The following is a 23,377-nucleotide window of genomic DNA, read 5'->3' on the forward strand; positions in this document are numbered from 1 at the left end:
TATAACACAAGTGTAGCGGATTGTTCTAGTAAAAAAAATGTTCGTGCATAAAGTTTGAACGTCATATCTTCCTGTAAAAAAACGTGTCTACCACTTCAAAACCGTACTTTGCAGGCTGAAAGATCTGTTCGGTACTTCCTACAAAAAGAATGCCGCCCTTTTTGAGCGAATTACTGAATTTGTGGTAAAGCTGCTCCTTCGCTTCCTCCGTAAAATAAATCAAAACGTTCCGGCAGACAATCAAATCGTGTCCGGTTTCAAATGGATCAGAGAGTAGATTTAGCCTTTTAAAAATCACGGTATTCTTTATTTCATCTTTGACCTTATAGAAGTCATCTTGCTTGGTGAAATACTTATTTTTGACTCCCGAAGGAACTTCTTGGAGCGATCGTTCCTGGTATGTTGCTAGCTTTGCCCTTGCAATAACGTTTGAGTCTATATCGGTAGCTTTAATTTTTACATCTTTTAGTGGCAGGAAGTTGCTTAGGACCATGGAGAGTGTATATGGCTCCTCTCCTGTCGAACAAGCAGCACTCCAAACTTTTGGACTTTTGTTTTCTTTAATCATGTCAGGGAGGATCTTCTTCTCTAAGATTTCCCAACGTTTGTAATTGCGATAGAACTCAGAAACATTAATGGTCATTCGATCGAGAAACTCAAAAAGTTCTTGTCTATCTTTTTCTAGTAGCCGGTAATAATCATTAAAATTCTTCAGTCCCTTTTTTTCGTAGAGAGAGGTCAGCCTTCTTTTCATCTGCCCTTCTTTATACAATGCCAGGTCAATGCCTGTCTTCTTTTTTATTTGTTCAATAAACTGATTGTAATCGTCCCTCATGTTTTTCATCTACTTTCTCTCTGTATCTGTAATTTTAGTATAGCTGATTTGAGATTGGAGATGGGAAGTAGCCTCAAAAAATTTTCCGATGTACCTTCTACACTTAAATTTCACCCTTTTACCGTTTGGACTCCCACCTTCTACATTTCCCATCATACCTTCTACATTTTCCAAACAACCTTCTACCTTTCAGCTCAAATGTTCTACAAATTACCCTTCCCACCTAAAAAACAGTCACCGTAATTCGTCCTCACCATCAAAGAAAGCATCAAAAAACACCCCTCTCAATTTGAGAAGGGTGTCTTCAGATAAAGCGTTTTCAATTTATCGTAAATATTAGTAGATCCAGTTGTTTACGTCTCTTTTGTACTCAACAAGACCTTCGCCTTTGAAGAAAAGACCGATTTCGCGCTCTGCACTCTCAGAAGAATCAGAACCGTGAATGATGTTCTTGCCTACGATTACGCCGTACTCTCCGCGAATAGTTCCTGGAGCTGCATCTTTAGGGTTTGTAGCACCCATCATGTGACGCGCGGTAGCGATTACATTTTCACCTTGCCAAACCATTGCGAATACAGGACCAGAAGTGATGAATTCTACAAGTTCTCCGAAAAACGGACGCTCTTTATGTTCACCGTAGTGCTCTTCTGCCAATTCAGTTGGAATTTGCATTAATTTTGCACCAACAAGTTGGAAACCCTTTTTTTCGAAACGAGAAACGATTTCACCGATAAGGTTACGTTGTACGCCATCAGGCTTTACCATTAAAAATGTTTTTTCCATAATAATTTCTCCACCCCATTACGATTATGTAAGGTCAGGTAAACCCTAACCTACCAAAATATATCACGGTTTTTACAGTTTCGCAACAGAAGATGGAGAATTATCGTAATATTTTACAAAGTTCACGAAATTGGGCCTAATATTTACGTTTTCCAATATACTTTGCCACATTGTTGAAGGTTCTTTTAGCGACACCATTCGGAAGATTTTCCAGTTCCTTGAATGCTTTATTCAAATAACGATCACTTAGCGCAAAGGAACGGTCGATGGCATCTGACCCTTTAATCATATCAATAATCTCTTTTATCTCCTTAGAATCACTGTGTTCGTGAATGGTACGGATTTTTTCGTTCAATACAGGTGATTCCATGGCATATAGAACCGGTAACGTAATATTCCCCTGCAGAAGATCACTTCCAGCAGGCTTTCCGAGCTGTTCTTCGGTGGAAGTAAAGTCTAGTATGTCATCTGTAATTTGGAAAGACATTCCGACATAATAGCCAAACCAATAAAGGCTCTGGTGAACAGACGCAGGGACTCCGGATGTGATGGCGCCAAGCTGGCAGCTGACTGCAATTAGGATAGCGGTCTTCCTTTTTATTCTTCGCAGGTATGTCCGCAAGTTTTGATCATAGTTATACTTATCCCGGATTTGTTCGATTTCGCCCTTACAGAGTTCTACAAGAGTATTGGAGAGGATGCGGTGTGCTTCGATGTCTTCTACTTTTGTCATCATTTCAAGGGATCTTGCAAAGATATAATCCCCAGTGTACATCGCAATGCGATTATCCCATTTTGCTTTAATCGTCGCTTTACCACGCCTTAACTCCGCGTCATCGATGACATCGTCGTGAACAAGGGATGCCATATGCATGAGTTCGAGGGCGACCGCCACATTCTTGACTTTATGAATGTCGTACGTTCCTAGTTTTGCGGCCAATAGAACAAAGACTGGTCGAATCCTTTTCCCGCCAGCCTGAAGTAAATGTAACGAAGCCTCTTGCAACAAAGCTCGTTCCGTTTGAATTGTAGCTTCTAATTCATTTTCAATTATTTGCAAATCGTTATTTAAAAAGGAATACATCATCTTTAATTTCATGTAGGTCACCTTTACAAACTATTTTCTAGGTTTAACTCCTAAATGCATGGCAGCGACTCCACCTGTATATGCCTTTACCTCAACTGGTTGGAAACCTACTTTTTCATACATCTTTTTCAGTTCTTTCATTCCCGGGAAGTCCTTAGCCGATTCATGTAACCAAGCGTACTCATTATAGCTTTTGGCGAAAACCTTTCCAAGCATCGGCATTACGTATTGAAAATAAAGAAAATAGACTTGACGGAAGCCTGGCATGGTAGGTTGTGATGTTTCTAAACAAACAACCTTTCCGCCTGGCTTGACCACCCTGTACATCTCTTTCAAGACTTGGAAATAGTCAGGCACATTACGTAACCCGAAACCAATCGTCACATAATCAAACGTATTATCTTCAAACGGAAGTGCCATCGCATTTCCATGAATCAATTCAATATTTTTCTTTCCAAGGTTTTTCACTTTTTCTTTGCCGATAGAAAGCATGTTTTCACTAAAGTCCAGGCCAACCACTTTTCCACTCGTGCCGACCGCCTCTGCCATAGCGATGGTCCAGTCCGCTGTTCCGCAGCATACGTCCAATGCTGTAGCGCCATCTGCCACATTCATTCTTTTCATCGTATCTTTACGCCATGCTACATGACGTTGGAAACTGATGACTGAATTCATTTTGTCATAGTTTTTATATATTTTTTCAAAAACGTTATGAACACGCTCTTCTTTAGATGGATGTTGCATGGCTTACCCTTCTTCCGCATACTTTTTCGATGAAAATGGGATTTCATAGAAAAGGTCTTGTATTCTTGTTTCTAATAGTTTGTTCATTGTTGGAATGGAATGCGTCAACTGTTCTATTCTTTGTTTGATATGATCGATATACCGGTCAATAAGGTATAACATATAGGTTTCCTGTTCTTTGGAAGCAACATCCTTTTCCCCTTTAGAAAAGGCAATTCTTCGCAAAGTGTCAAAAAGGAAAGTAGATCTTTCGTGACAGAAAAGTTTGCGTTCCTGAATTAAGCGCTTTAATAAAAGAAAGTTGCCGCTTAATTCTTTCAGAACCGAGTTGGAGAAAAAGCCGGATACCGACTGAATAAGAGAGGATTCGATCTTTCCCAGACTGTCCATTAACGGTTCAATTCCTTCCAGCTCTTTATGATAATAGGCAATTTTATGCTCATTTATTTGTTTTATGGAATGTGCGAGTGTTTTTATCATGGAAATGTCATTAACATCTGCCAGGAGCCTGTAATAAAGGCCACTATAAAAATCCCCTGCCAAAACAGTCAATTGACGACTTTTTTCATCGCCGTCTTGTAGTTGACCCGCTTTCGCATTTGTCACCATATCATGGGTATCAAGGGCAATCTGGACAAGCATGGTCGATAATATGTATTGTTCTTTTTTTTCGTCAGATATATCAATGGATTCCAAGATGGAATAAAGTAGCAATAACTTATCCTCATCAATGGCAGGGTATTCAATATGTTTATTTAAATATGGATGTGTAATCAGATTATGTAGTTTCTCTTTTATTATGGATATATGTATATGACTCACTAAAGACCACCCTTGTTCCCTTTTCTTGACTAGCATCGTCTGTTTCACAAAAGCTTTCAGACAATAAAGTCGAACTAAAATAGACAAAGTTAATTATAGCACATTAGTGAAGCATATTGTTTAAAATGGGCTATCTTTCTTTAGTTTAACCCGCTATTGAATAGATAATAAGAAAAGCAGAGAAATATTTATTCGTCTGCTTTCTTACTCTAGGTTTATAATAGCTTTCAGTCTGTTTCCATTTCTCCATGGGAAGATTGGATGAGCGCTTTGCCTCTTATCTTGATCGCGGAGGTATGCTCTGTGAACTGGGCAATCATCACTTCTCCTCTGTCAAGCTTTTCGGAATGATGGAACCGCGTGTCTGTTCCTCGTGTAAGGCCAATGACACTTACGCCATCTTCCTTCGCTTTGATTACAATAAAGTCGTTCGAGTTTGTTTGACTCATGACAATCCTCCTTCTAGTTTACAGTATTGGTTTATCCTTTAATTAAAGATAAAACTTCCGCTCTTGCTGCAGGATCATTTTCCAATACACCGCGAACTGCAGATGTAATGGTCATTGCACCTGGCTTTTTGACACCGCGCATGGTCATGCACATGTGCTCTGCTTCCACTACAACCATTACTCCATGTGGATCAAGGGATTCTACAATGGATTCTGCTATGGTAGAAGTAATTCTTTCTTGGAGTTGTGGTCTTTTTGCAACCGCCTCCACCGCACGGGCAAGTTTACTGAGTCCAGTAACTTTTCCGCCTTTAGGTATGTATGCCACATGGGCTTTTCCGAAGAAAGGAACTAAGTGATGTTCACACATGGAGAAGAAAGAGATGTCTTTAACAAGTACCAATTCTTCATGCGCTTCCCCGAACACTGTCTTAAAATGCTCTTTAGGATCTTCATTTAGGCCGGCAAACACTTCCGTGTACATCTTTGCCACACGTTTAGGTGTATCTAGTAGTCCTTCGCGATTTGGGTCTTCCCCGATTGCTTCCAAAATCATTCTTACTGCTTCTTCTATTTGAGCCTTATTTACTTCTGTCATTTATTTATCCTCCTACATTACCGCAAAATAGCTGTAATGTGATTCTAGCATATGTTTTTTTAAAAAAGCAAAAATAAAGAGGCGCAAACTATGCGCCTCTTCAAGATGACATTCATTTGACTATGTAGCTGTCAATTATTTCACAGCATCCTTAAGTGCTTTACCAGGTTTGAAAGCTGGTACTTTGCTTGCAGCGATTTCGATCTCTTCCCCAGTTTGTGGGTTACGACCTTTACGCGCAGCACGCTCACGTACTTCAAAGTTACCAAAACCGATTAATTGTACTTTGTCACCGTTTTTAAGTGCGTCAAGAATTGTATCGAAAACAGCATCAACTGCTTTAGTAGCATCTTTCTTGGAAAGTTCACTAGCTTCAGCAACTGCATTGATTAAATCTGTCTTGTTCATGCCATTCACCTCCTCCCAAAGGAGTTATCGCTATTCTAAACCAAAATAGCATTTTAGTCTAGCAAAAGCCTTTAGTACTAACATTTGTTCACAATTTTGATTGATTCTATACATAGTAGAATCGCTTAATCTTGTAACTAGGCTTATATTAACCCATTAAACACTAGATTTCAACAAATTTCTCACAAAAAAGTGCTTCTAGAGGAATATTTCGCCAATTTAGAGAAGATTTTCTGTTTGTAGATTAACATAAGAATCCCTTTATATCAAGCGTTTCTCTGTTTTAATACACAAAATAAGCTTCCCATCTGTGTTATTTCCACAGTTGGGAAGCCTTTAAACCTTTTTCGACAGAAGTCTTATAGAATTATTGCGATTAGGCCGCCGGAGCCTTCGTTGATGATTCGCTCTAGTGTTTCTTTCAGCTTGTATCTGGCGTTTTCAGGCATTAGCGATATCTTTGCATGGATTCCTTCTCTAACAATGGAGCTCAGGGAGCGTCCGAAGATATCGGAATTCCAGATAGATAGTGGGTCATCCTCAAAGTCTTGCATCAAGTAGCGGACAAGTTCCTCGCTCTGTTTTTCGGTACCGATAATCGGTGCGAATTCACTTTCCACATCAACCTTAATCATGTGAATAGATGGCGCCACAGCCTTTAATCTGACCCCAAAGCGAGATCCTTGGCGGATAATCTCTGGTTCTTCAAGACTCATATCTGTAAGAGCAGGAGAGGCAATGCCGTATCCTGTCTGTTTCACCATTTTCAGTGCATCTGAAACTTGATCATACTCCGCTTTTGCATAAGCAAAATCTTGCATTAATTGCAGCAAGTGATCTTTTCCTCGGATCTCCACTCCCACTACTTCTTTGAGAATGTGATCGTACAGATCGTCTGGAGCATATAGATCGATTTCCGCAATCCCCTGCCCCATCTCTATTCCTGCAAGACCGGCCCTGTCAATGAATTCATACTCGCTGAATTGACCCACCACACGGTCCACGTCACGTAGACGCTTAATATCCTTTACCGTGTCTTTTACAGCCTCTTGGTAGCTTTCACGCAACCAGTGGTTATCTTTAAGCACCATAACCCAGCTTGGAAGATTAACATTCACTTCAAGTACCGGGAATTCAAATAGTGCTTCTCTTAACACATTGTAGACATCGGATTCCCTCATGCTTTCGACACTCATCGCAATTACCGGGATATCATATTTTTCACATAGCTCCCGCTTTAACGCCTCTGTTTCCGGATGATGCGGCTGTACGGTGTTGATAACCATGATGAATGGTTTACCAACTTCTTTTAACTCTTCGACAACCCTTTCCTCTGCTTCGATGTAATCTCTGCGAGGAATTTCGCCTATTGAGCCATCTGTTGCAATGACAACACCAATGGTGGAATGCTCTTGAATTACTTTTCTGGTTCCAATCTCCGCTGCCTCATGGAATGGGATTGGCTCTTCATACCACGGAGTATTGATCATCCTCGGACCATTTTCATCCTCATACCCTTTTGCACCAGGCACAGTATAGCCCACACAGTCTACAAGACGGATATTTACATCAAGGCCCTCATCTACTTTAACCTTAACTGCCTGGTTAGGAACAAATTTAGGCTCTGTTGTCATAATCGTTTTACCAGCTGCACTTTGCGGCAGCTCATCTTGAGCACGAGCTTTATCAGACTCGTTTCCTATATTCGGCAGAACCACTAACTCCATGAACCTTTTGATGAACGTTGATTTCCCTGTACGAACAGCTCCTACGACCCCTAAATATATATCGCCGCCCGTACGTTCAGCGATATCTTTGAAAATATCTACTTTTTCCAAGTGATTCCCTCCCGACATTTATCTTGGGATTTTCATTTTCTAGTAAGGATATAATCTATGACACTATATGTGTATGATGTTGTCCTAATTAAATATGACTACTTTAATAGAAAATTCATCCCGTTTCCCTCTTTATTTTTATATATGGTTGATATCATGAATTAGGGGGGCATTATGTTTCATGTTAATAAAACAAAAAACCCTTCTTTAGAATGTATTCTCTAAAAAAGGGTTCATGACAACTATTCTATTCTTTATTTAAAAACACTGGTTCATTGTTCTCATCTACCGTGTAGGCAAGCGAGAAAGCAGGTACAAACACGGAATGTTCCACTATGATGTCACGGATGTCATCCCCTGGTTTATACTTATGTTCATGTTCTTGCAGAAAATCGTACAAGTCAATAGAATAATCTAATTGAGCTTGTCCTGCGTTATTTAAAACAAATGGCAAGTTTTTACCAGAGATTGGACTTTCTGCAAAAGGCTCCGATTCATAGCCGAGTTTTTCCCAATCCAATTTGAACGCCTGATCATTAATTACTTCTTTTATCGGGGCATAACCGTTATTCGAGCGCTTGTACATATCAATTCTAATGTTAATATCGCGAATCTGCTCAGCCACCCGAAGGTCGATCAGCTTCACTTTAGGATCTTCTTCAACATCCACAAGCACATAAAGGTAGACTCCACCACTCTCAAAGGCCGTTCCAGGTGGTTCTTGTATGTATCGTGGAGATAGTTTATTAAAATCAATTGGATACTTTTGATAGATCGGTGTCTCCATATCCCTGTCTTTTATCGGTAACAAGCCACCAGATGCCTCGCGGTATTGATCGACTGAGGACTGTACCGCTTCTAGTTGATCTAAATAAGGGACTTGGTTTTCCTTTAAACGATCTTGGGGGTATAAACAGCCAGTAAGTACGCTGCTTACCATCATAAGTCCTACTAGTAGAAAGAACCTATTTAATTTCATAAATTATTCCTTCCTTCATCATTATTGCTCCGGTACAGGACCACTGAATACAACATAAAAAATTATTAGACCGGCAAATAGAATCAATAAAAAAGCAACCGTATTCAAAATACCTCTGATAATGGCGTTTTTCACCTTGAATCTAGTAAAATAAACCGTTAAAACGGATACAATCATGAATCCCATCGCTACAAACGATATCCACATCTTCATTAATGCAGGTGACATCCTCATCTCTCCTTTTCCGTGAAACATTATAGCATAAGATATACATGAAGTGAAACAACAAAAAAAAGCTGAAGTAAAAGGGGCCCTTTTTACTTCAGCGGTAAAAGAAAGACTAAATAATCCAATCCCACAGCTCAACCAGTGATATCCTCATACACATCTTATGCGGCACTTTACATACATGCATCGCCAAATGCCTATTTATCGCAAAAAAGCTTGTAAAAATTATGGATTTCTTTCCTGAGCACCCTCCTATGGTTTCTTCCTTATAAGTTATGCACATCAAAAGGATGGGTGTTTGTTTATTTTATGCTTCTATTATTTTTAAAAGTGGCATTAAAGTTTACTGAACTCTGTCACCAAGTAGCTGTGCAAGATCATCCAATTCTGTGGTTTTGGAACGGCTCATTAGCTCATCCACCGCATCCTTTGGGTCCACTCCGTCAAATAATACATGATAAAGTGCAGATGTCAGCGGCATTTTCACTTGCAGCTTCTGGGAGAGCTGATAAGCAGCCTTAGTTGTACGTACACCTTCTACTACCATTCCCATGCTATCTAATACCTCTTCAAGCTTCATGCCTTTCCCTAACATGTTTCCAGCTCTCCAGTTTCTACTGTGAACACTTGTACATGTTACGATAAGGTCTCCCATCCCTGTCAATCCCAGGAATGTAAGCGGATTGGCACCAAGACAACTTCCAAGGCGAGCAATTTCAGCCAGCCCTCTAGTAATCAAAGCAGCTTTCGCGTTATCCCCATAGCCAAGTCCATCTGTAATACCGGCAGCCAACGCAATGATGTTCTTAAGAGAACCACCGATTTCGACTCCTACTACATCACTATTTGTATAGACACGGAAATGCTGGTTGATAAATAGGTCTTGTACCTTTTCAGCAGCAGCAACATTTAATGAAGCCGCTGTAACCGTCGTAGGTTGTCTCATGCTTACTTCTTCTGCATGGCTCGGTCCTGAAAGAACGACAACCGCCTCACGGATAGATTCTGGCAATTCATCTTCTATCACTTCCGACACTCTTAAGTGTGTATCAGGTTCAATTCCTTTACTTACGTGAACAAATAAAGCAGGTGCCTTCAAATAACCTTTTAATTGTTGGCACACTTCCCTCATCGCTTTTGTAGGTACTGCCAGCACAATGGCTTCTACAGATTCAACAGCCTCTTCCATAGATGTGAATCCTACAATCTTTTCGGATAGCTTAATATTCTTTAAGTATTTTTCATTCGTATGACTTTGATTGATTTCATCAATTTGAGCTTGTTTATGCCCCCATAGACGTACTTCATGATTATTGTCGGCAAGTACCATTGCAAGGGCAGTGCCCCAGCTTCCCGCTCCCAATACAGCAACCTTTTTCACTGACTCACTCCTCCCTTTTACTTTCGTGGACGTGCGATTAGTTTAATAGGTGTTCCTTCAAAGCCAAACGCATCTCTGATACGGTTTTCCAAGAAACGTTTGTAAGAGAAGTGCAGAAGCTCTGGATCATTGACGAAAATAACAAAGGTAGGCGGTTTTACTGCAACCTGTGTCGCATAATAAATTTTCAATCGTTGCCCTTTATCTGTTGGCGTCGGGTTCATCGCAACTGCATCCATGATAACATCATTCAACACCGTTGTTACCACACGCATAGAGTGATTTTCACTTGCCATGTCAATTTTAGGAATAAGTGTATGAACTCGCTTCTTTGTTTTAGCAGACAAGAACACAATCGGTGCATAATCCAAGAACAAGAAGTGATCTCTGATTTTTTGCTCAAATTCCTTCATTGTCTTTTCATCTTTTTCTACGGCATCCCACTTGTTAACTACTATAACAATGGCTCTTCCCGCTTCATGTGCATATCCTGCGATTTTTTTGTCCTGTTCAATGATTCCTTCTTCTCCATTGATCACAACTAAAACAACGTCAGAGCGTTCAATCGCACGTAGCGCACGTAATACACTGTACTTTTCAGTCGTCTCGTATACTTTTCCTTTTTTCCGCATACCAGCTGTATCGATGATAACGTAATCTTTCCCGTCATAGGAGTAAGGAGTGTCGATTGCATCTCTTGTTGTACCTGCAATGTCACTTACAATAACACGATCTTCGCCAAGCAACGCGTTTACAAGGGAAGATTTCCCGACGTTTGGACGGCCAATTAATGAAAATTTAATGATATCCTCATCATATTCCTCTTCTTCATCTTTCGGGAAGTTCTCGATTACAAAATCAAGTAAATCTCCCAACCCCAAGCCATGTGATCCCGAAATTGGAATCGGCTCACCAAAACCTAGTGCATAGAAGTCATATAATGTATCTCTCATGTCAGGATTGTCCACTTTATTAACAGCAACCACTACTGGCTTTTTAGAACGATAAAGGATTTTTGCTACCTCTTCATCAGCTGATGTTAACCCTTCACGGCCGTTTGTCATGAAAATGATTACATCCGCTTCATCAATCGCAATTTCAGCTTGTTCACGAATTTGCGTCATGAACGGTGCATCACTAATTTCTATTCCACCTGTATCAATAATATTAAAATATTGGTTTAACCATTCTCCAGAGCTGTATATTCTATCTCTAGTAACTCCTGGTACATCTTCTACGATGGAAATTCTCTCTCCAACGATTCTGTTAAATATTGTGGATTTTCCCACGTTTGGTCTTCCAACGATCGCTACGGTTGGTTTTGGCATGGTGACCACCCTCCCATTTTTCTATAAAATTTATGTAATATTTCTTTCATACTAATCATTCGATTTTCTTAGTCTTTACAAAAGAATGTTTTAGAATACTTTGTGGTATCTTCTAATAAAAGAAACCCTCCTGCAAAGGAAGGTCTAACTTGAATAGTTTAACATTATTCCCCGCAATAAGGAAGTCTGACTTTTTGCAAAGTCACAATGTTAGCTTTAATGTTTGACAATAATATATAATTCCTCACCCAACCCATGTGCAATTCCGTCTAGTATCGCCTCAAGATTTGCTGCAACAAACTCCATTTCCTCTTTTGTTTCACAAGTGAAAATAGGAGCTCCTCCTGCTATCTTGGCAGCATTGGTCGTAATTACAGCAAGTATATATTTCTCAACTTCCATCCTGCTTGTTCACCTTTTCCTTCAAGTTTTTCGTAGGCATTCTTATAGCATTTTCCAATGTTGGTACCCGTTCAAGGATTGCCATCCCTATTTCCAAATCCTGTTCTTGCGGTAAAAGGAACACTCCCACACGTCCATCATCTAAGTCCCTTTTTGCCAAGGGGACAAGTGCTGGCGTTCCGGAATCACGGTAAACTCCAAGTGCAGTGGACATGTCATGGAGAATCGCCTGTCTCTGTCCCAGATTTGCTATCGTCGTTCTCGCATTAAAATTTTTCGGTTTTAAAATAAATCCCATCCCATATTGCAAAACTTCTTTTTGGCGCTCAGGTAATCCAATATTCATGATATAGATATTATCGACATACAAGCCTGCACCATCAAAATGAGGCTTCACATATTCAATATCTACAATATCTTTCAACTGCCCGCCAGTCATTAATTTATGGGAAATGAGAGCCGCAGAAATACCAACAACTAACCCTACCCAAATGTTTGCTGCCAAATAGGCAAGCGTGGCCAAAAAAGCAGTAATCATGACAAGATAGTTTCTTCCTTCAAAGGCAATGGCAATTCCCTCGATATATGTACTTCCTCTTGGTACCAATTCAAATGCATCCAATTCAGTTAGCGTGTTCCTTTCCATATTTCTTACATCACGAAATTGGGACGCTGCCAGAGCTAGAAAGGTAATAGCCGCAAACTCCTCTTCCATGATGGCTGGAACAGCAATAGTACCTAAACCTGAAGCAATGAAAGCGAGCGATAAGTGTATGATTTTCCCATGCAAATAGGTAGGATATTGACGATAATCCGTAACAAGCATATAAAGCCTTGTCGCTAAACCTATTAAAACCCCAAAAATAATGGGCAATGTATACTCATTCATCCTTGTCTCTCCCTTACGCGCTTTTGTATTAAAGAATCTAGTTGTATCGTCAACGTTTCAAACATCATCCATGTCGCCATCCCCGCTGAAGATAGAGCAAGAACCGCCAAAAACTCGAATGATCCAGTATCCGAATAGGAAAAGATTCGATCCGTTACTATACTTCGCAAAATCTCGCCCAGTAAGACCCCTGCAAGCATATACACAAACCTTTCCCTTTTTGTTTTAAAAAGGAGCAATGATAAATATAAGATAATGACGGAAAGCATCCACGTCCTATCTAGAAAAATCCAGACCGGATCATATATTTCAAATATGATAAAACATACATACGCCAACGCAACGGTACAGATGGAAAAATAATGTAAAATATATTTTTGCTTTAATGAAATCACTAATAAAATAAGAGCAGTAACTGCCAATACAAGAAATGAGGCGGTCATGGTGAAGCCGAACATTTGTACAGTGGTGGTTGATCCTGCTATTACTACTAACAAAAGAATAGACAAAAATGTTCTGATTGTAGATTTAGGGAAGAAAAACGTAACGATGATCCAACCCATCCAACTTAAAAAATAAAAATATTGACCTGTTGTTTCCATTTTTCTCCCTCCTCTCACCAAATCATTATGCCTAAAAAGAGAGAATACTAATCATGAAACACAGTATGTTTTTACCGATTACGCAAATAATATGAAACAGATTCTGAGAAAAGAGGTGATCATATGGGAAAAGATAGACAAGAACGAAAACTGAAAGCCCAAAAGAGAACGGAATCAGACCGCGATCAATCTCTGAAGTATCCTGGAGCAACAAGTATGGAAGGCCCTGAGGGTGCAAGAGAGCGAAATAAATAACAAAAAACCGGGTAAAACCGCCCGGTTCTTTTTAGGTGATTGGTTAGAATCCGCTGTTCCTTTCCGCAAATGGCTTCGCTTTCCTAGGGGCGCTGCTGGAGCCTCCTCGGCTTCGCCTGTGGGGTCTCCACCTAGCGCTATCTCCCTCAGGAGTCTTCGCCATTTGCTCCAATCCACAGCTAGGAACTACATGAAACGAACCGTTACCGCTTTTTCAGTCAATATGGTGATATCGGTTAATGAGATAACCTTGTTGATTGGAGTGGAAGTCGCGCAGACGCCCGCGGGAGGAAGGGACAGGTGAGACCCCGTAACGGAGTGAGGAAGCTCACGGACCGCCCGCAGGCAAGCGAAGCGCCTGAAACGGAAATCAACTGGATTTTTAACTTTCCCTCATTTAAAAAACGCCTTCTTTCTATTATTGAGAAAGAAGGCGTTGGTTTGTGGATTTTTAATTTTGTAATGTTCTGTTGCTGTAAGTTGAGCAATCTACTCCACGTTGGGTCAACCAATGATAGGTTTCACCAGTAATCATGATGGGAGCTTGTTGCAATTCTTCTATAGTAGAGGCCCCAAGTGCAGTCATCATCCACCTTAATTCGTCATGTGTTTGATGAATTAATTGAATTAAACCATCTTGCCCTTCTTCCATAAATACTTTTAGAAAGTAACCTGCCAAGCCAACAGCTGAAGCACCTAGAGCGATAGCTTTGGCAATATCCATTGGCTTTTGTATTCCACCAGATCCTATAATCGAGGTGCCAGGTACAGCATGTTTCACTTCCGCAATAGAAGCTGCAGTAGGAATTCCCCAATCATTAAAGAACTCCAACCTTTGTGTACGGCGCTCATTTTCTATTTTAGAGAAGTTAGTCCCGCCGTAGCCACTAACATCAATAACAGAAACTCCTACATCTACTAATTTCTTAGCCGTCTCGCGACTAATACCAAAGCCTGTTTCTTTTACGATCACCGGCACGTTCAAGGATTTCACGATTCGCTCAATTCTTCCAAGGGCACCGGAAAAATCACGATCACCTTCAGGCATGACTAGTTCCTGTATAACATTTAGGTGAATTTGAAGGGCATTCGCTTCCAGCATGTCCACTGCCTGTTTAGCTTGTTCAACAGTTGCCTCACTTCCGAGATTCGCAAAAATCAAACCGTTAGGGTTCGCTTTTCTAACTATCTCGTAGGTAGCTGCCTCATCTTGATCCTTGATGGCAGACATTTGAGAGCCTACTGCCAAGCCAACATTGCAAATCTTCGCCACTTCAGCCAGTGCTTTGTTAATTTCCCACGTTTTTTTGCCGCCCCCACCTGTCATTGCGTTGATAAAAATAGGCGAACTTAGTGTAAGTTCGCCTATTTTTGTATTCAATTGAATGTCAGTGGTGGAGAGGTTAGGCAAGCTTTGATGAACAAACATTACATCGTCAAATCCAGTTTGCCTTACTTGTCCTGTAGTTAATGCATGTTGTATATGGTCCATTTTCCTTTGAGCTCTACTCACCTGTTATCACCTTGACATCATTATTTGTATATCGTTTATTATTTCTTAAGCTTGCTTAGTTTATCCCCTATCATTTCGCCCAATTGGAAACCGCCAGTGTCCTCTGATTGGTTATACTGACTGTAATCCTCTTCTTGTTCAGGCTCTTCCAACTCACGGATGCTTAAGGAGATTCTTTGATCCGCTTCGTTTACATCCAACACTTTTACTTGTACTTTATCGCCTTCTGTTAAGACTTCATGCGGCGTACCGATATGCTTGTTGGAGATTTGAGAGATATGAACCAAGCCTTCTACACCAGGAAGTACTTCAACAAAAGCTCCGAAGGAAACCAGGCGTTTTACAACACCTTCTGTTACACTGCCTGCAGATAGCTTTTCTGATACTTGGGACCATGGTCCAGGTAATGTTTCTTTAATAGATAAAGAAATTCTTTCATTGTCGCGATCTACAGAAAGGACTTTAACATTAACCTTTTGGCCTTCAGTCACAACATCTGAAGGTTTTCCAACATGTTCATATGACAGTTGAGAAATATGAACTAATCCATCTACTCCACCGATATCAACAAATGCCCCAAAGTCGGTAATTCGTTGTACGGTCCCTTCAAGCACTTGACCTGTTTCGATGGTATCTAATAATTGATGTTTTTTATTTTGCATCTCTTCCTCTACTACAGCACGATGAGAAAGGATCACACGATTCTTCTCTTTTTCAAGTTCTACCACTTTAAACGTTAATGTTTTCCCTTTATAATCGGAAAAGTCATCAACAAAGTAATTTTCAACTAGGGATGCAGGAACAAATCCTCTTACGCCAAGGTCAACTACAAGTCCACCTTTGACAACATCTTTGATTTCAGCTTCGAACACTTCTTTGGATTCGAATTTCTTTTGCAGATCTTCCCATGCCAAGTCAGCATCCACCGCTTTTTTAGATAGTACTAGTAATTCTTCTTCAACCTTTGTAACTTTAAGTTGAAGTTCCTGGCCTTCTGAAACGACATCTGTCGCTTTTTCAACATGAAGGCTGGATAGTTCACTTATTGGGATGATACCATCTAGCTTGCTGCCCTCAATTGATACAAGGACCTGTTTTTCTTCTACTTTTGTAACTGTTCCAGTCACTGTGTTGCCAACCTCTAAATTATTAACTTCTACTTGATTCATGTCTTCCACCATCATTATTACCTCCTCCATACAAACCAGCTAATCCATTATTTATGTAAGTAACGGTAGACGTTACGTAAGCATGCCGGCATTTGCCTATGCATGCGAACTTAACAAAAGTTGCATTTGTTTCGTGTAATAATTCATAAATTAACGGATGTTAACTTACTTGATTGATCGGACAGATCAATTAGAACTGCCAGGTGATAAATTAGCAGAAATAGCCTTAACAAATTCCTACATAATTTAGCTTCCTTCTACTAACTTCTAATAAATAGGACATTTTGTCAAGTCAAAACTCTTAAACTATCTGTTTTTTTCGATAAGTTCTTTTATGGAATCCATTACCACTAAAGTTGCTTCTTCTGCCGAGATTTTCTCCAGACGGTGTTGGGTAAAATCGATAGGCTTTCCATACACCACTTTCAGGGGTTGAAACTTCTTGTAAGGTCCGATGACCGCACACGGTACTATTGTTGCTTCGGAACGGAGTGCAAAAAATCCTGCACCTGCCAAACCCTTGCCCAACTCACCTGTTTTACTTCTCGTACCCTCAGGAAAAAGTCCTAAAACATGCCCCTCTTTCAGCACTTTCAAAGCTTTTCTCAATGCTTCCCTATCACTCATTCCTCTTTTTACTGGAAAAGCATGCAGCTTTGGAAGAATAGTTTTCAAAATAGGTACATGGAAGATCTCTTCTTTTGCCATAAAGTGAACGGTTCTAGGTGAAGTAATTCCGACTACTGGAGGGTCCAAATTATCTATATGATTGGAACAAATTAATACGGAACCTTCTTTAGGTATATTTTCACTGCCCACCACCTTAATGCGGTACAGTGGCTTAAGCACAACAGAAACGATGAACTTGGCAAATGAGTAAAATGTCATGGTTATCTAGTCTCCTCATTCTGATGAACCAAATCCATGATTTTTTCCACAACTTGTTCAATGTTCAAGGAAGTGGTATCAATTTCTTTAGCATCCTCTGCCTTTTGTAATGGGGCAATTTCGCGCTCGGAATCAAGTTTATCTCTTCTAGCAATTTCTTCTTTCAGTTTTTCAAGGTCTGAGTCAAAGCCCTTAGAAAGATTTTCAGCATGTCTTCTATGTGCTCTTTCGTCTACAGAAGCCAAAAGGAATACTTTTATTTCAGCATCAGGAAGTACATGGGTTCCGATGTCTCTTCCGTCCATCACCACTCCGCCTCTTTTTGCTAGTACTCTTTGTCTTGCAACCATTTCTTCACGTACATGTTTATGCTTGGCAACAATGGATACATTATTTGTCACCTCATGTGTACGGATTTGCTCTGTTACATCTTCATCATTTATGTAGACATGTTGCGTCTGGTTGTTTGCAATTCGAAGGTCGATATCCATCTTTTCTACTAGTTGTTGTAAAGATACCTCGTCTTCTAGGTTAACATCCTCTCTAATTGCCTGGAATGTCACCGCTCTGTACATGGCGCCTGTATCAATGTATAGATACCCTAGTTTGTCTGCTACAATTTTTGCTACCGTACTTTTACCTGCCGCTGCAGGGCCATCAATTGCTATAGATAATTGTTGTTTCATAGTTCCTCCTGAATGTACCTTTTATCATTTTTTTACATGAAAAAAGCAGGTCACCCTGCATATTTTCTTAGACTTATTTCATGTATATTTTATCATACTCATCTACTATGGTCGAATGTTTCTATATGTTCTATTATCTTCATGCCGCCTACTCCCTCATACTGAATGACCTTGCTTAAAAAAGGGGCCGAGTCAGTATATAACAAGAGTCCTTGTGCACAAATTAAACAGATTAATTGAATGACGATCAGTTTGATGATAATCCTTTCCACTCTTTTCATATTATACTCCTTCTATTCCATCATTCTCTATACTACTTACAGTATGGATGGAATTGGAAGTGTTTATGCTAAAGAATGCGTTTTTCTTAACAAGAGTTGCTGTTCAAAGCAATACTTCATAATGATTTGTCTTTGTATTTCATTAATGGGATCAAATTGCAATGATGCTTTCCACCTATTCTTTGCCTTATCCTCCACTAATCTAATTATCTTACTTTTGAGTTTTAAATAGTGCGTTTCTCCATTATTTAAATGGATAACAAAGGTGGTGAAAATGTGACCTTTTTCAGGTAGACTGGCGTTTTCAGGCAAAATAATTGCTGTACCCCCTGCACTAATATCGTGTGTGACGGTAATGAAAGGAGTAAAATGACAGGATAGAGGATGAACCGATACATCAATATTACTTTCGACCCTCACATACTGCCTCCTTTGAACTTTCAACACCTGGTGGTAGCCAGGAAAGGACAGTTGTACCATTGGAATTGCCTGTTTCATTCTTCCGAGTACTTCACTTTCAAATGTATATGCCACACCTTCCTCTGTCACATATGTGATGAGTAGTTGCGTACCGTTCAATATGTATGTCGTTCTCCCGTTCTCAATATGTGATGGATAGTCCACATAAAATTCTTTCTCTTTTACTTCCTGTACTTTACATCTATATTTCTCAACTTGATCATCGTTTCTCACTTGCAGCGTTAATACGACCCCTGGCTTTAACAAAAAACTGCCTCCCTTGAATACCCGTTCTCTCTATATACTTATTAAACCATTTTACGAAAAAAAGGAAAAGCCAAATTTGACTTTTCCTCCATATAATTACAAATCATATAGCAGTTCCGGATTTTTTAATTTTTCCACCTTTTCTTCACGTCCATCATTGGCATTGATGAAAATCTGATAGGTGTCATTATCAATTGTCCCCAGAAACTCATAACACAGTACCTCTTCGCCGAGATCGTTGTTAATGATGGCAAGGGAATCTTCCATGATCATTACCTTTTCGTTGATTCTCTGAGTTGCTTCATCAAGCGAAATCCCAGGTTCAGGTATTTCTCTGAGATGGTGGGACATTAAGTAATCTTTAGCAGAAAATCCTACAATTTCACCTGTTTCAAGGCTTACTTTCATTTTGATGGAATCTGGATATATCCTCACTCCATCCACATTTGACACAAATGTAAAGATACCAAGTTTGTTGTATTCTACACTCTCGTATAAATCCAATGTGTCAAATTTATTCTGTTTCAAAAAGTTTCTAGCTTTCTCAGTTGCTTCGTTTAAGCTGATGTTCTTCTTTTTTGCTTCTTTATTTTGGACCAGGTAAATAGGTATACCACCCTTTTTGGCAATATCCATGTAAGTGTCCTGCTGATTTTTATCGACAATTTTTAAACTGTAGAAGCCAAACTTCGAACCTTCCCCATTTTCAGTAATGGTGATCTTTTCATTTCCTTCAAGTTCTAAGTATTTATCGGCAATTTTTTTTGCCTCTTCTTCCGTGATTGTTTTTCCTGAAAGCTGGCTGAAATTCTTATCCTCCTGATTCATGGAGGTAAATGTCGGCCCGAAGTCTGCTTCATCATATCCTTCTACGTTTTTCTCGACCGTTTTAAAACCATCAATGATTGTATTATCCTGCGGCTGGTCTTTTGCAGAAAGCGCCAGTTCTACATCCATCCAGCGCAAATTGTTGCTCATAACCATGCTCTGAACTCTTCGCAGCTCTTGTTTAATTTCATCCGACTTTTGATAAAGTGCTTGAAGTGTACTATATTCTTCATCTGTTAAAGGATTTTTGTCCAAGTCCCTGACTGCGACTTGATACGTATAGTCCCCCGTATTCGTCAAGAACTCTTCCGTTTTGTTAAATGGCAAGAGTGTCAATGGTAACTGACCTACGTCATTCTGAGCTTCTGATGTGATTCTCCACACCTCGGCAAAGGATGGGGAAAGTTGCTCTCTTGAACTCATTGCCAAGGTCGTTCCTATTTTGTCATGCAACAGATCTACATGATAGACAAGGTCATGAAAAGCACGCTGATAATTGTTTTCCGCATTAATGAGGACTGCGTTTTTATCTTGATGCTCTTGATAACCCCAATAGCCTGTTCCTGCTACTGCAATTGCTAAAACAGCGATGATAACAAGTCTCAACATAATTCTTCACCCTCTTCTTTAGTCACAGAAAATGTGCTTTCCAATTCGCTTAATTTGCGGACGTCCCCAAATCCAACCACTTGTTGCCGTATCAGGATTAAAATAATACGTTGCTCCCTCGGATGGGTCCATTCCGTTGATCGCATCGACGACCGCTCTTTTCGCCGTTTCATTTGGAGTTAGCCAAATTTGACCGTCAGCAACAGCTGTAAACGCAAGCGGTTCAAAGATTACCCCTGATACTGTATTTGGAAAAGTCGGTGAATTGATACGGTTTAGGATTACTGCAGCTACCGCAATTTGACCCTCATACGGTTCCCCGCGCGCTTCCCCGTAAACGGCATTTGCCATCAATTGAATATCATTTTCCGAAAATCCACCAGGCATATTGGTTGCACTCTGTGCTTCTCCTTCATCTTCTGCCGGTTGATCTTCAGGAGCTGCCTGTTCTTCAGGAGCTGGTTCTGGTTGTTGTTGTTCCGGCGCTGGTTGCTGCTCTGGCGCTGGCTGCTGTTCCGGTGCTGGTTGCTCCGGAGCTGGCTGCTCTTGTTGTTGTCCTGGAGCAGGTTGTTGTTGATTAGGTGCAGGTTTCGCTTGATCCTTTTGCGGAGCAGGGGTTTGCTTTTGATATTGAGTTTTTTGCTTTGCCCACTGATTTGTTGCTCCTTGCTTAGCCTTATCAACCGTTGCTTGGGATGGTTCTACTTGATACTTTAGTTCCATACCGCCGTAATGCGTGAATTTTTTACCGGAATTAATCTGTTGATGTACCCAATCTTTATAGAATTTTGTAGACTTATGAAGCATTTCTTTCGTTTTAGGCCCAACCAGTCCATCCACTTGATCTAGACCAAATTCCTGCTGAAAGTTTTTTACAGCCCAATATGTGGTCCATCCATATACCCCATCAATCCTTGCATGGTAATAACCGTTATATTGGAGGCGTGCTTGCAATTCGACAACATCATTACCTGTCGCGCCTTTTTGAATGATTTGTTCAGAAAAGGCACTGGCTGAGTTTTGATTTATCGAAAATAACATACATGTGCTAAAAAGAAACATACATGAAATTATTAGTAACCGTTTCACCTTACATTTCCTCCTTTGTCTTCTTTAAACAATTGTTACAATGTATTTTCTGTAGATATTGGTATTTTATACAGATTCATTTGGAGAAAAGAGGTATTCCATAATATGGATGAACCCTCCATAAAAAATAGCCCGACACATACGTTAGTGTATTAAACGTTTGTGCGGGCTATATTTCTACGGTATTTGCGAGCTTTACTTTTCTTAGGCCAAGCCACCATAAAAAAATCATAAATGGAACCATATATAATCCCCAATATTTCTGAGAGAGGATAATCATGTCATACATTCCGTGCAAGAAGATCGGAGTCAATAAAGACAACGTAAGGCATATCCGTTTATGCTTGCTATTGGTGTTAAATTTCCCTTTCCCAAGATAATAGCCCATAATCACACCGAATAAAGCATGACTGGAAACAGGGAGAATGGCTCTGCCCAAGGCGAGTTCCACTCCATTTGCAATCAAGAAGAGAATATTCTCAGCTGTAGCGAAGCCTAAAGATACGGCTACACCATATACAATTCCGTCATAATGTTCATCAAAATGGAGATTTTGATAGACAAGATAAATGAGGATAAACCACTTGAAGAATTCTTCAAGAAGACCTGACATAAGGAAAGCTTTTACTAAGTGTGAGGTGACCCCAAGCTCGAGTTCAATTACGTACTGCATGAACATGAGCGGAAACACAAGCAGTGCACCAAATATAAATATTTTAAATACATAGGTGATTGGTTCTTTTTCAAAAGTATCCTTTAAATAAAAATAAGACAACAATGCTAAGCCTGGAGCAATCCCGGCGGATACAACTGCCAGCATAAAAAAGCCTCGTTTCAATCTGTTTTTTTTTATCGTATCATGTTATCGTAATTAATGAAATAAGATGTCTAAACTTTTGGAAATTGTTTGTAAAATAAAGCAAAGGTTCACAAATTAGCCTAAATTAATGAGGTGCTTGCGATAATGAAAAAGAAAATCATGATTATTCACACAGGTGGGACCATCTCGATGTCAGAAGACGAACAAACCGGCGCAGTAACGCCCGGTGAACGAAATCCTTTAACGACAATTCCGTTAGTCGTCGACTCTAACATTCATATAGAAAGTCATGAACTATTCAATCTTCCTTCCCCACATATTACATCACAACATATGCTTTTGCTTTCCAAATTTATTGATCAACAGGCCATGGAACACGGTATCGAGGGTTTTGTAGTTACCCACGGAACGGATACTTTAGAGGAAACCGCCTTTTTTCTGGATTTAACGGTCCAGACTCGGGTACCAATCGTGCTGACCGGAGCAATGCGTTCAAGCAACGAAATTGGTTCTGACGGCCCTTATAATCTTCTTTCTTCCGTAAAGGTTGCAGCAAGCGAAGAAGCCAAGAATAAAGGCGTGCTAGTTGTGCTGAATGATGAAGTACATACCGCCAAGAATGTAACAAAGACACACACATCTAATATCGCAACATTTCAGAGCCCTCAATACGGTCCAATTGGGATTGTGACAAAACGAGGAGCATTTTTTCACCACTCGCCCGTTTCCGAAGACAAATACCAGGTAGATTCCGTCACAAAGAATGTCATGCTTTTAAAAGCATATGCCGGTATGGATTCAAGTATTTTTCATGCTTTAAAAGACATGCAAGTTGATGGTGTCATATTAGAAGCTCTCGGACAAGGTAATATTCCTCCAACAGCTGTGGAAGGAATTAAGTCTTTAAGAGAAGCAAACATCCCCGTTGTGATGGTATCACGTTGCTTTAACGGAATAGTCCAAGACATCTATGGCTATGAAGGAGGCGGGCGCAGGTTAAAAGAGCTTGGCGTAATATTCTCGAATGGACTTAACGGACAAAAAGCCCGAATTAAACTGATGGTTGCACTAGAAAGTACGATTGACCCTGATAAACTGCAGGAATTATTTTTAAGATAAAATGGAATGCCAGTTTCCACA

Annotated in this window: 27 protein-coding genes; 2 read left to right on the forward strand and 25 right to left on the reverse strand. The window is 40.0% G+C overall.

From position 1 onward, the window contains the following. Positions 1-61 precede the first annotated feature (61 nt). From K7887_RS12545 to K7887_RS12620, 16 genes are all read right to left on the reverse strand, one after another. Positions 62-844, reverse strand: a complete 783-nt coding sequence (locus K7887_RS12545) for a CheR family methyltransferase (protein ID WP_223489593.1) — start codon at positions 842-844, stop codon at positions 62-64. Positions 845-1,171: 327 nt separating this feature from the next. Further along, positions 1,172-1,618 carry a nucleoside-diphosphate kinase gene (gene ndk, locus K7887_RS12550; protein ID WP_223489594.1) on the reverse strand — a complete coding sequence of 149 codons (447 nt, stop codon included), beginning with the start codon at positions 1,616-1,618 and terminating at the stop codon, positions 1,172-1,174. 136 nt (positions 1,619-1,754) lie between these two features. After that, positions 1,755-2,717 (reverse strand): heptaprenyl diphosphate synthase component II, encoded by a 963-nt coding sequence (gene hepT, locus K7887_RS12555; RefSeq protein ID WP_223489595.1) that lies wholly within the window; start codon positions 2,715-2,717, stop codon positions 1,755-1,757. A gap of 18 nt (positions 2,718-2,735) precedes the next feature. Further along, positions 2,736-3,449: a demethylmenaquinone methyltransferase gene (locus K7887_RS12560; RefSeq protein WP_223489596.1), complete on the reverse strand. Its 714-nt coding sequence runs from the start codon at positions 3,447-3,449 to the stop codon at positions 2,736-2,738. A gap of 3 nt (positions 3,450-3,452) precedes the next feature. Continuing rightward, a complete protein-coding gene (locus tag K7887_RS12565) occupies positions 3,453-4,271 on the reverse strand; it encodes a heptaprenyl diphosphate synthase component 1 (protein ID WP_223489597.1) in 819 nt (272 codons plus the stop codon). A gap of 227 nt (positions 4,272-4,498) precedes the next feature. Continuing rightward, positions 4,499-4,720, reverse strand: a complete 222-nt coding sequence (gene mtrB / locus K7887_RS12570) for a trp RNA-binding attenuation protein MtrB (protein ID WP_223489599.1) — start codon at positions 4,718-4,720, stop codon at positions 4,499-4,501. A 31-nt stretch (positions 4,721-4,751) separates the two neighbouring features. Then, complete coding sequence (folE, locus tag K7887_RS12575) at positions 4,752-5,318, reverse strand: GTP cyclohydrolase I FolE (RefSeq protein WP_088018553.1); 567 nt, start codon at positions 5,316-5,318, stop codon at positions 4,752-4,754. Positions 5,319-5,453: 135 nt separating this feature from the next. Next, positions 5,454-5,726: a non-specific DNA-binding protein Hbs gene (gene hbs / locus K7887_RS12580; protein ID WP_010193643.1), complete on the reverse strand. Its 273-nt coding sequence runs from the start codon at positions 5,724-5,726 to the stop codon at positions 5,454-5,456. A 359-nt stretch (positions 5,727-6,085) separates the two neighbouring features. Then, positions 6,086-7,564 carry a stage IV sporulation protein A gene (gene spoIVA, locus K7887_RS12585; protein WP_010193642.1) on the reverse strand — a complete coding sequence of 493 codons (1,479 nt, stop codon included), beginning with the start codon at positions 7,562-7,564 and terminating at the stop codon, positions 6,086-6,088. A 247-nt stretch (positions 7,565-7,811) separates the two neighbouring features. Continuing rightward, entirely contained in the window at positions 7,812-8,543 is a 732-nt protein-coding gene (locus tag K7887_RS12590) for a hypothetical protein (protein ID WP_223489601.1), read from the reverse strand. 21 nt (positions 8,544-8,564) lie between these two features. Continuing rightward, complete coding sequence (locus K7887_RS12595) at positions 8,565-8,771, reverse strand: DUF2768 domain-containing protein (RefSeq protein ID WP_223489603.1); 207 nt, start codon at positions 8,769-8,771, stop codon at positions 8,565-8,567. Positions 8,772-9,114: 343 nt separating this feature from the next. Continuing rightward, on the reverse strand, positions 9,115-10,152 hold the full coding sequence (locus tag K7887_RS12600; protein WP_223489605.1) for an NAD(P)H-dependent glycerol-3-phosphate dehydrogenase: 1,038 nt from the start codon (positions 10,150-10,152) through the stop codon (positions 9,115-9,117). Between the two features lie 17 nt (positions 10,153-10,169). Continuing rightward, a complete protein-coding gene (gene der, locus K7887_RS12605; RefSeq protein WP_223489607.1) occupies positions 10,170-11,480 on the reverse strand; it encodes a ribosome biogenesis GTPase Der in 1,311 nt (436 codons plus the stop codon). A 216-nt stretch (positions 11,481-11,696) separates the two neighbouring features. Further along, on the reverse strand, positions 11,697-11,882 hold the full coding sequence (locus tag K7887_RS12610; protein ID WP_223489609.1) for a capping complex subunit for YIEGIA: 186 nt from the start codon (positions 11,880-11,882) through the stop codon (positions 11,697-11,699). Beyond that, the gene (locus tag K7887_RS12615) at positions 11,872-12,771 is read right to left on the reverse strand and encodes a YIEGIA family protein (RefSeq protein ID WP_223489611.1); all 900 of its coding nucleotides are present in this window, start codon (positions 12,769-12,771) and stop codon (positions 11,872-11,874) included. The genes K7887_RS12610 and K7887_RS12615 overlap by 11 nt, the downstream gene beginning before the upstream one ends. Then, a complete protein-coding gene (locus K7887_RS12620; protein ID WP_223489612.1) occupies positions 12,768-13,373 on the reverse strand; it encodes a YphA family membrane protein in 606 nt (201 codons plus the stop codon). The genes K7887_RS12615 and K7887_RS12620 overlap by 4 nt, the downstream gene beginning before the upstream one ends. Positions 13,374-13,496: 123 nt before the next feature. On the opposite strand from K7887_RS12620, the gene K7887_RS12625 reads away from it, so the two are divergent. Further along, positions 13,497-13,628: a YpzI family protein gene (locus K7887_RS12625; protein ID WP_010194104.1), complete on the forward strand. Its 132-nt coding sequence runs from the start codon at positions 13,497-13,499 to the stop codon at positions 13,626-13,628. Between the two features lie 451 nt (positions 13,629-14,079). Here the strand turns inward: K7887_RS12625 and fni are convergent, their stop codons facing one another. The 9 genes from fni to prsW form a co-directional block, all read right to left on the reverse strand. Next, positions 14,080-15,141, reverse strand: coding sequence for a type 2 isopentenyl-diphosphate Delta-isomerase (fni, locus tag K7887_RS12630; RefSeq protein WP_223489614.1), 1,062 nt, complete (start codon positions 15,139-15,141; stop codon positions 14,080-14,082). A gap of 38 nt (positions 15,142-15,179) precedes the next feature. Next, positions 15,180-16,322, reverse strand: a complete 1,143-nt coding sequence (gene rpsA / locus K7887_RS12635; protein WP_223493643.1) for a 30S ribosomal protein S1 — start codon at positions 16,320-16,322, stop codon at positions 15,180-15,182. Between the two features lie 294 nt (positions 16,323-16,616). Continuing rightward, positions 16,617-17,198, reverse strand: a complete 582-nt coding sequence (locus K7887_RS12640) for a lysophospholipid acyltransferase family protein (protein ID WP_223489616.1) — start codon at positions 17,196-17,198, stop codon at positions 16,617-16,619. Positions 17,199-17,200: 2 nt separating this feature from the next. Beyond that, on the reverse strand, positions 17,201-17,884 hold the full coding sequence (cmk, locus tag K7887_RS12645; protein WP_223489618.1) for a (d)CMP kinase: 684 nt from the start codon (positions 17,882-17,884) through the stop codon (positions 17,201-17,203). Between the two features lie 98 nt (positions 17,885-17,982). After that, on the reverse strand, positions 17,983-18,165 hold the full coding sequence (locus tag K7887_RS12650; protein WP_223489619.1) for a YpfB family protein: 183 nt from the start codon (positions 18,163-18,165) through the stop codon (positions 17,983-17,985). Between the two features lie 63 nt (positions 18,166-18,228). Next, a complete protein-coding gene (locus K7887_RS12655) occupies positions 18,229-18,891 on the reverse strand; it encodes a flagellar brake protein (RefSeq protein WP_223489620.1) in 663 nt (220 codons plus the stop codon). 96 nt (positions 18,892-18,987) lie between these two features. Further along, a complete protein-coding gene (ypeB, locus tag K7887_RS12660) occupies positions 18,988-20,328 on the reverse strand; it encodes a germination protein YpeB (RefSeq protein WP_223489621.1) in 1,341 nt (446 codons plus the stop codon). 18 nt (positions 20,329-20,346) lie between these two features. Next, positions 20,347-21,390 carry a cell wall hydrolase gene (locus K7887_RS12665; protein WP_223493644.1) on the reverse strand — a complete coding sequence of 348 codons (1,044 nt, stop codon included), beginning with the start codon at positions 21,388-21,390 and terminating at the stop codon, positions 20,347-20,349. A gap of 196 nt (positions 21,391-21,586) precedes the next feature. After that, on the reverse strand, positions 21,587-22,237 hold the full coding sequence (gene prsW, locus K7887_RS12670) for a glutamic-type intramembrane protease PrsW (RefSeq protein ID WP_223489622.1): 651 nt from the start codon (positions 22,235-22,237) through the stop codon (positions 21,587-21,589). A 144-nt stretch (positions 22,238-22,381) separates the two neighbouring features. Here prsW and K7887_RS12675 point away from each other — a divergent pair, with 144 nt between their 5' ends. Continuing rightward, on the forward strand, positions 22,382-23,356 hold the full coding sequence (locus K7887_RS12675; protein WP_223489623.1) for an asparaginase: 975 nt from the start codon (positions 22,382-22,384) through the stop codon (positions 23,354-23,356). Positions 23,357-23,377 lie beyond the last annotated feature (21 nt).

The organism is Sutcliffiella horikoshii (assembly GCF_019931755.1).
Classification (GTDB): domain Bacteria; phylum Bacillota; class Bacilli; order Bacillales; family Bacillaceae_I; genus Sutcliffiella_A; species Sutcliffiella_A horikoshii_E.

What these genes read in the sequence shown, in the direction of transcription:
- K7887_RS12545 (WP_223489593.1), bottom strand. Translation starts at nt 844, where the DNA reads ATGAAAAACATGAGGGACGATTACAATCAGTTTATTGAACAAATAAAA.
- ndk (WP_223489594.1), bottom strand. Translation starts at nt 1,618, where the DNA reads ATGGAAAAAACATTTTTAATGGTAAAGCCTGATGGCGTACAACGTAAC.
- hepT (WP_223489595.1), bottom strand. Translation starts at nt 2,717, where the DNA reads ATGAAATTAAAGATGATGTATTCCTTTTTAAATAACGATTTGCAAATA.
- K7887_RS12560 (WP_223489596.1), bottom strand. Translation starts at nt 3,449, where the DNA reads ATGCAACATCCATCTAAAGAAGAGCGTGTTCATAACGTTTTTGAAAAA.
- mtrB (WP_223489599.1), bottom strand. Translation starts at nt 4,720, where the DNA reads ATGAGTCAAACAAACTCGAACGACTTTATTGTAATCAAAGCGAAGGAA.
- folE (WP_088018553.1), bottom strand. Translation starts at nt 5,318, where the DNA reads ATGACAGAAGTAAATAAGGCTCAAATAGAAGAAGCAGTAAGAATGATT.
- hbs (WP_010193643.1), bottom strand. Translation starts at nt 5,726, where the DNA reads ATGAACAAGACAGATTTAATCAATGCAGTTGCTGAAGCTAGTGAACTT.
- K7887_RS12590 (WP_223489601.1), bottom strand. Translation starts at nt 8,543, where the DNA reads ATGAAATTAAATAGGTTCTTTCTACTAGTAGGACTTATGATGGTAAGC.
- K7887_RS12595 (WP_223489603.1), bottom strand. Translation starts at nt 8,771, where the DNA reads ATGTCACCTGCATTAATGAAGATGTGGATATCGTTTGTAGCGATGGGA.
- der (WP_223489607.1), bottom strand. Translation starts at nt 11,480, where the DNA reads ATGCCAAAACCAACCGTAGCGATCGTTGGAAGACCAAACGTGGGAAAA.
- K7887_RS12610 (WP_223489609.1), bottom strand. Translation starts at nt 11,882, where the DNA reads ATGGAAGTTGAGAAATATATACTTGCTGTAATTACGACCAATGCTGCC.
- K7887_RS12615 (WP_223489611.1), bottom strand. Translation starts at nt 12,771, where the DNA reads ATGAATGAGTATACATTGCCCATTATTTTTGGGGTTTTAATAGGTTTA.
- K7887_RS12620 (WP_223489612.1), bottom strand. Translation starts at nt 13,373, where the DNA reads ATGGAAACAACAGGTCAATATTTTTATTTTTTAAGTTGGATGGGTTGG.
- K7887_RS12625 (WP_010194104.1), top strand. Translation starts at nt 13,497, where the DNA reads ATGGGAAAAGATAGACAAGAACGAAAACTGAAAGCCCAAAAGAGAACG.
- rpsA (WP_223493643.1), bottom strand. Translation starts at nt 16,322, where the DNA reads ATGGTGGAAGACATGAATCAAGTAGAAGTTAATAATTTAGAGGTTGGC.
- K7887_RS12640 (WP_223489616.1), bottom strand. Translation starts at nt 17,198, where the DNA reads ATGACATTTTACTCATTTGCCAAGTTCATCGTTTCTGTTGTGCTTAAG.
- cmk (WP_223489618.1), bottom strand. Translation starts at nt 17,884, where the DNA reads ATGAAACAACAATTATCTATAGCAATTGATGGCCCTGCAGCGGCAGGT.
- K7887_RS12650 (WP_223489619.1), bottom strand. Translation starts at nt 18,165, where the DNA reads ATGAAAAGAGTGGAAAGGATTATCATCAAACTGATCGTCATTCAATTA.
- ypeB (WP_223489621.1), bottom strand. Translation starts at nt 20,328, where the DNA reads ATGTTGAGACTTGTTATCATCGCTGTTTTAGCAATTGCAGTAGCAGGA.
- K7887_RS12665 (WP_223493644.1), bottom strand. Translation starts at nt 21,390, where the DNA reads ATGTTTCTTTTTAGCACATGTATGTTATTTTCGATAAATCAAAACTCA.
- prsW (WP_223489622.1), bottom strand. Translation starts at nt 22,237, where the DNA reads ATGCTGGCAGTTGTATCCGCCGGGATTGCTCCAGGCTTAGCATTGTTG.
- K7887_RS12675 (WP_223489623.1), top strand. Translation starts at nt 22,382, where the DNA reads ATGAAAAAGAAAATCATGATTATTCACACAGGTGGGACCATCTCGATG.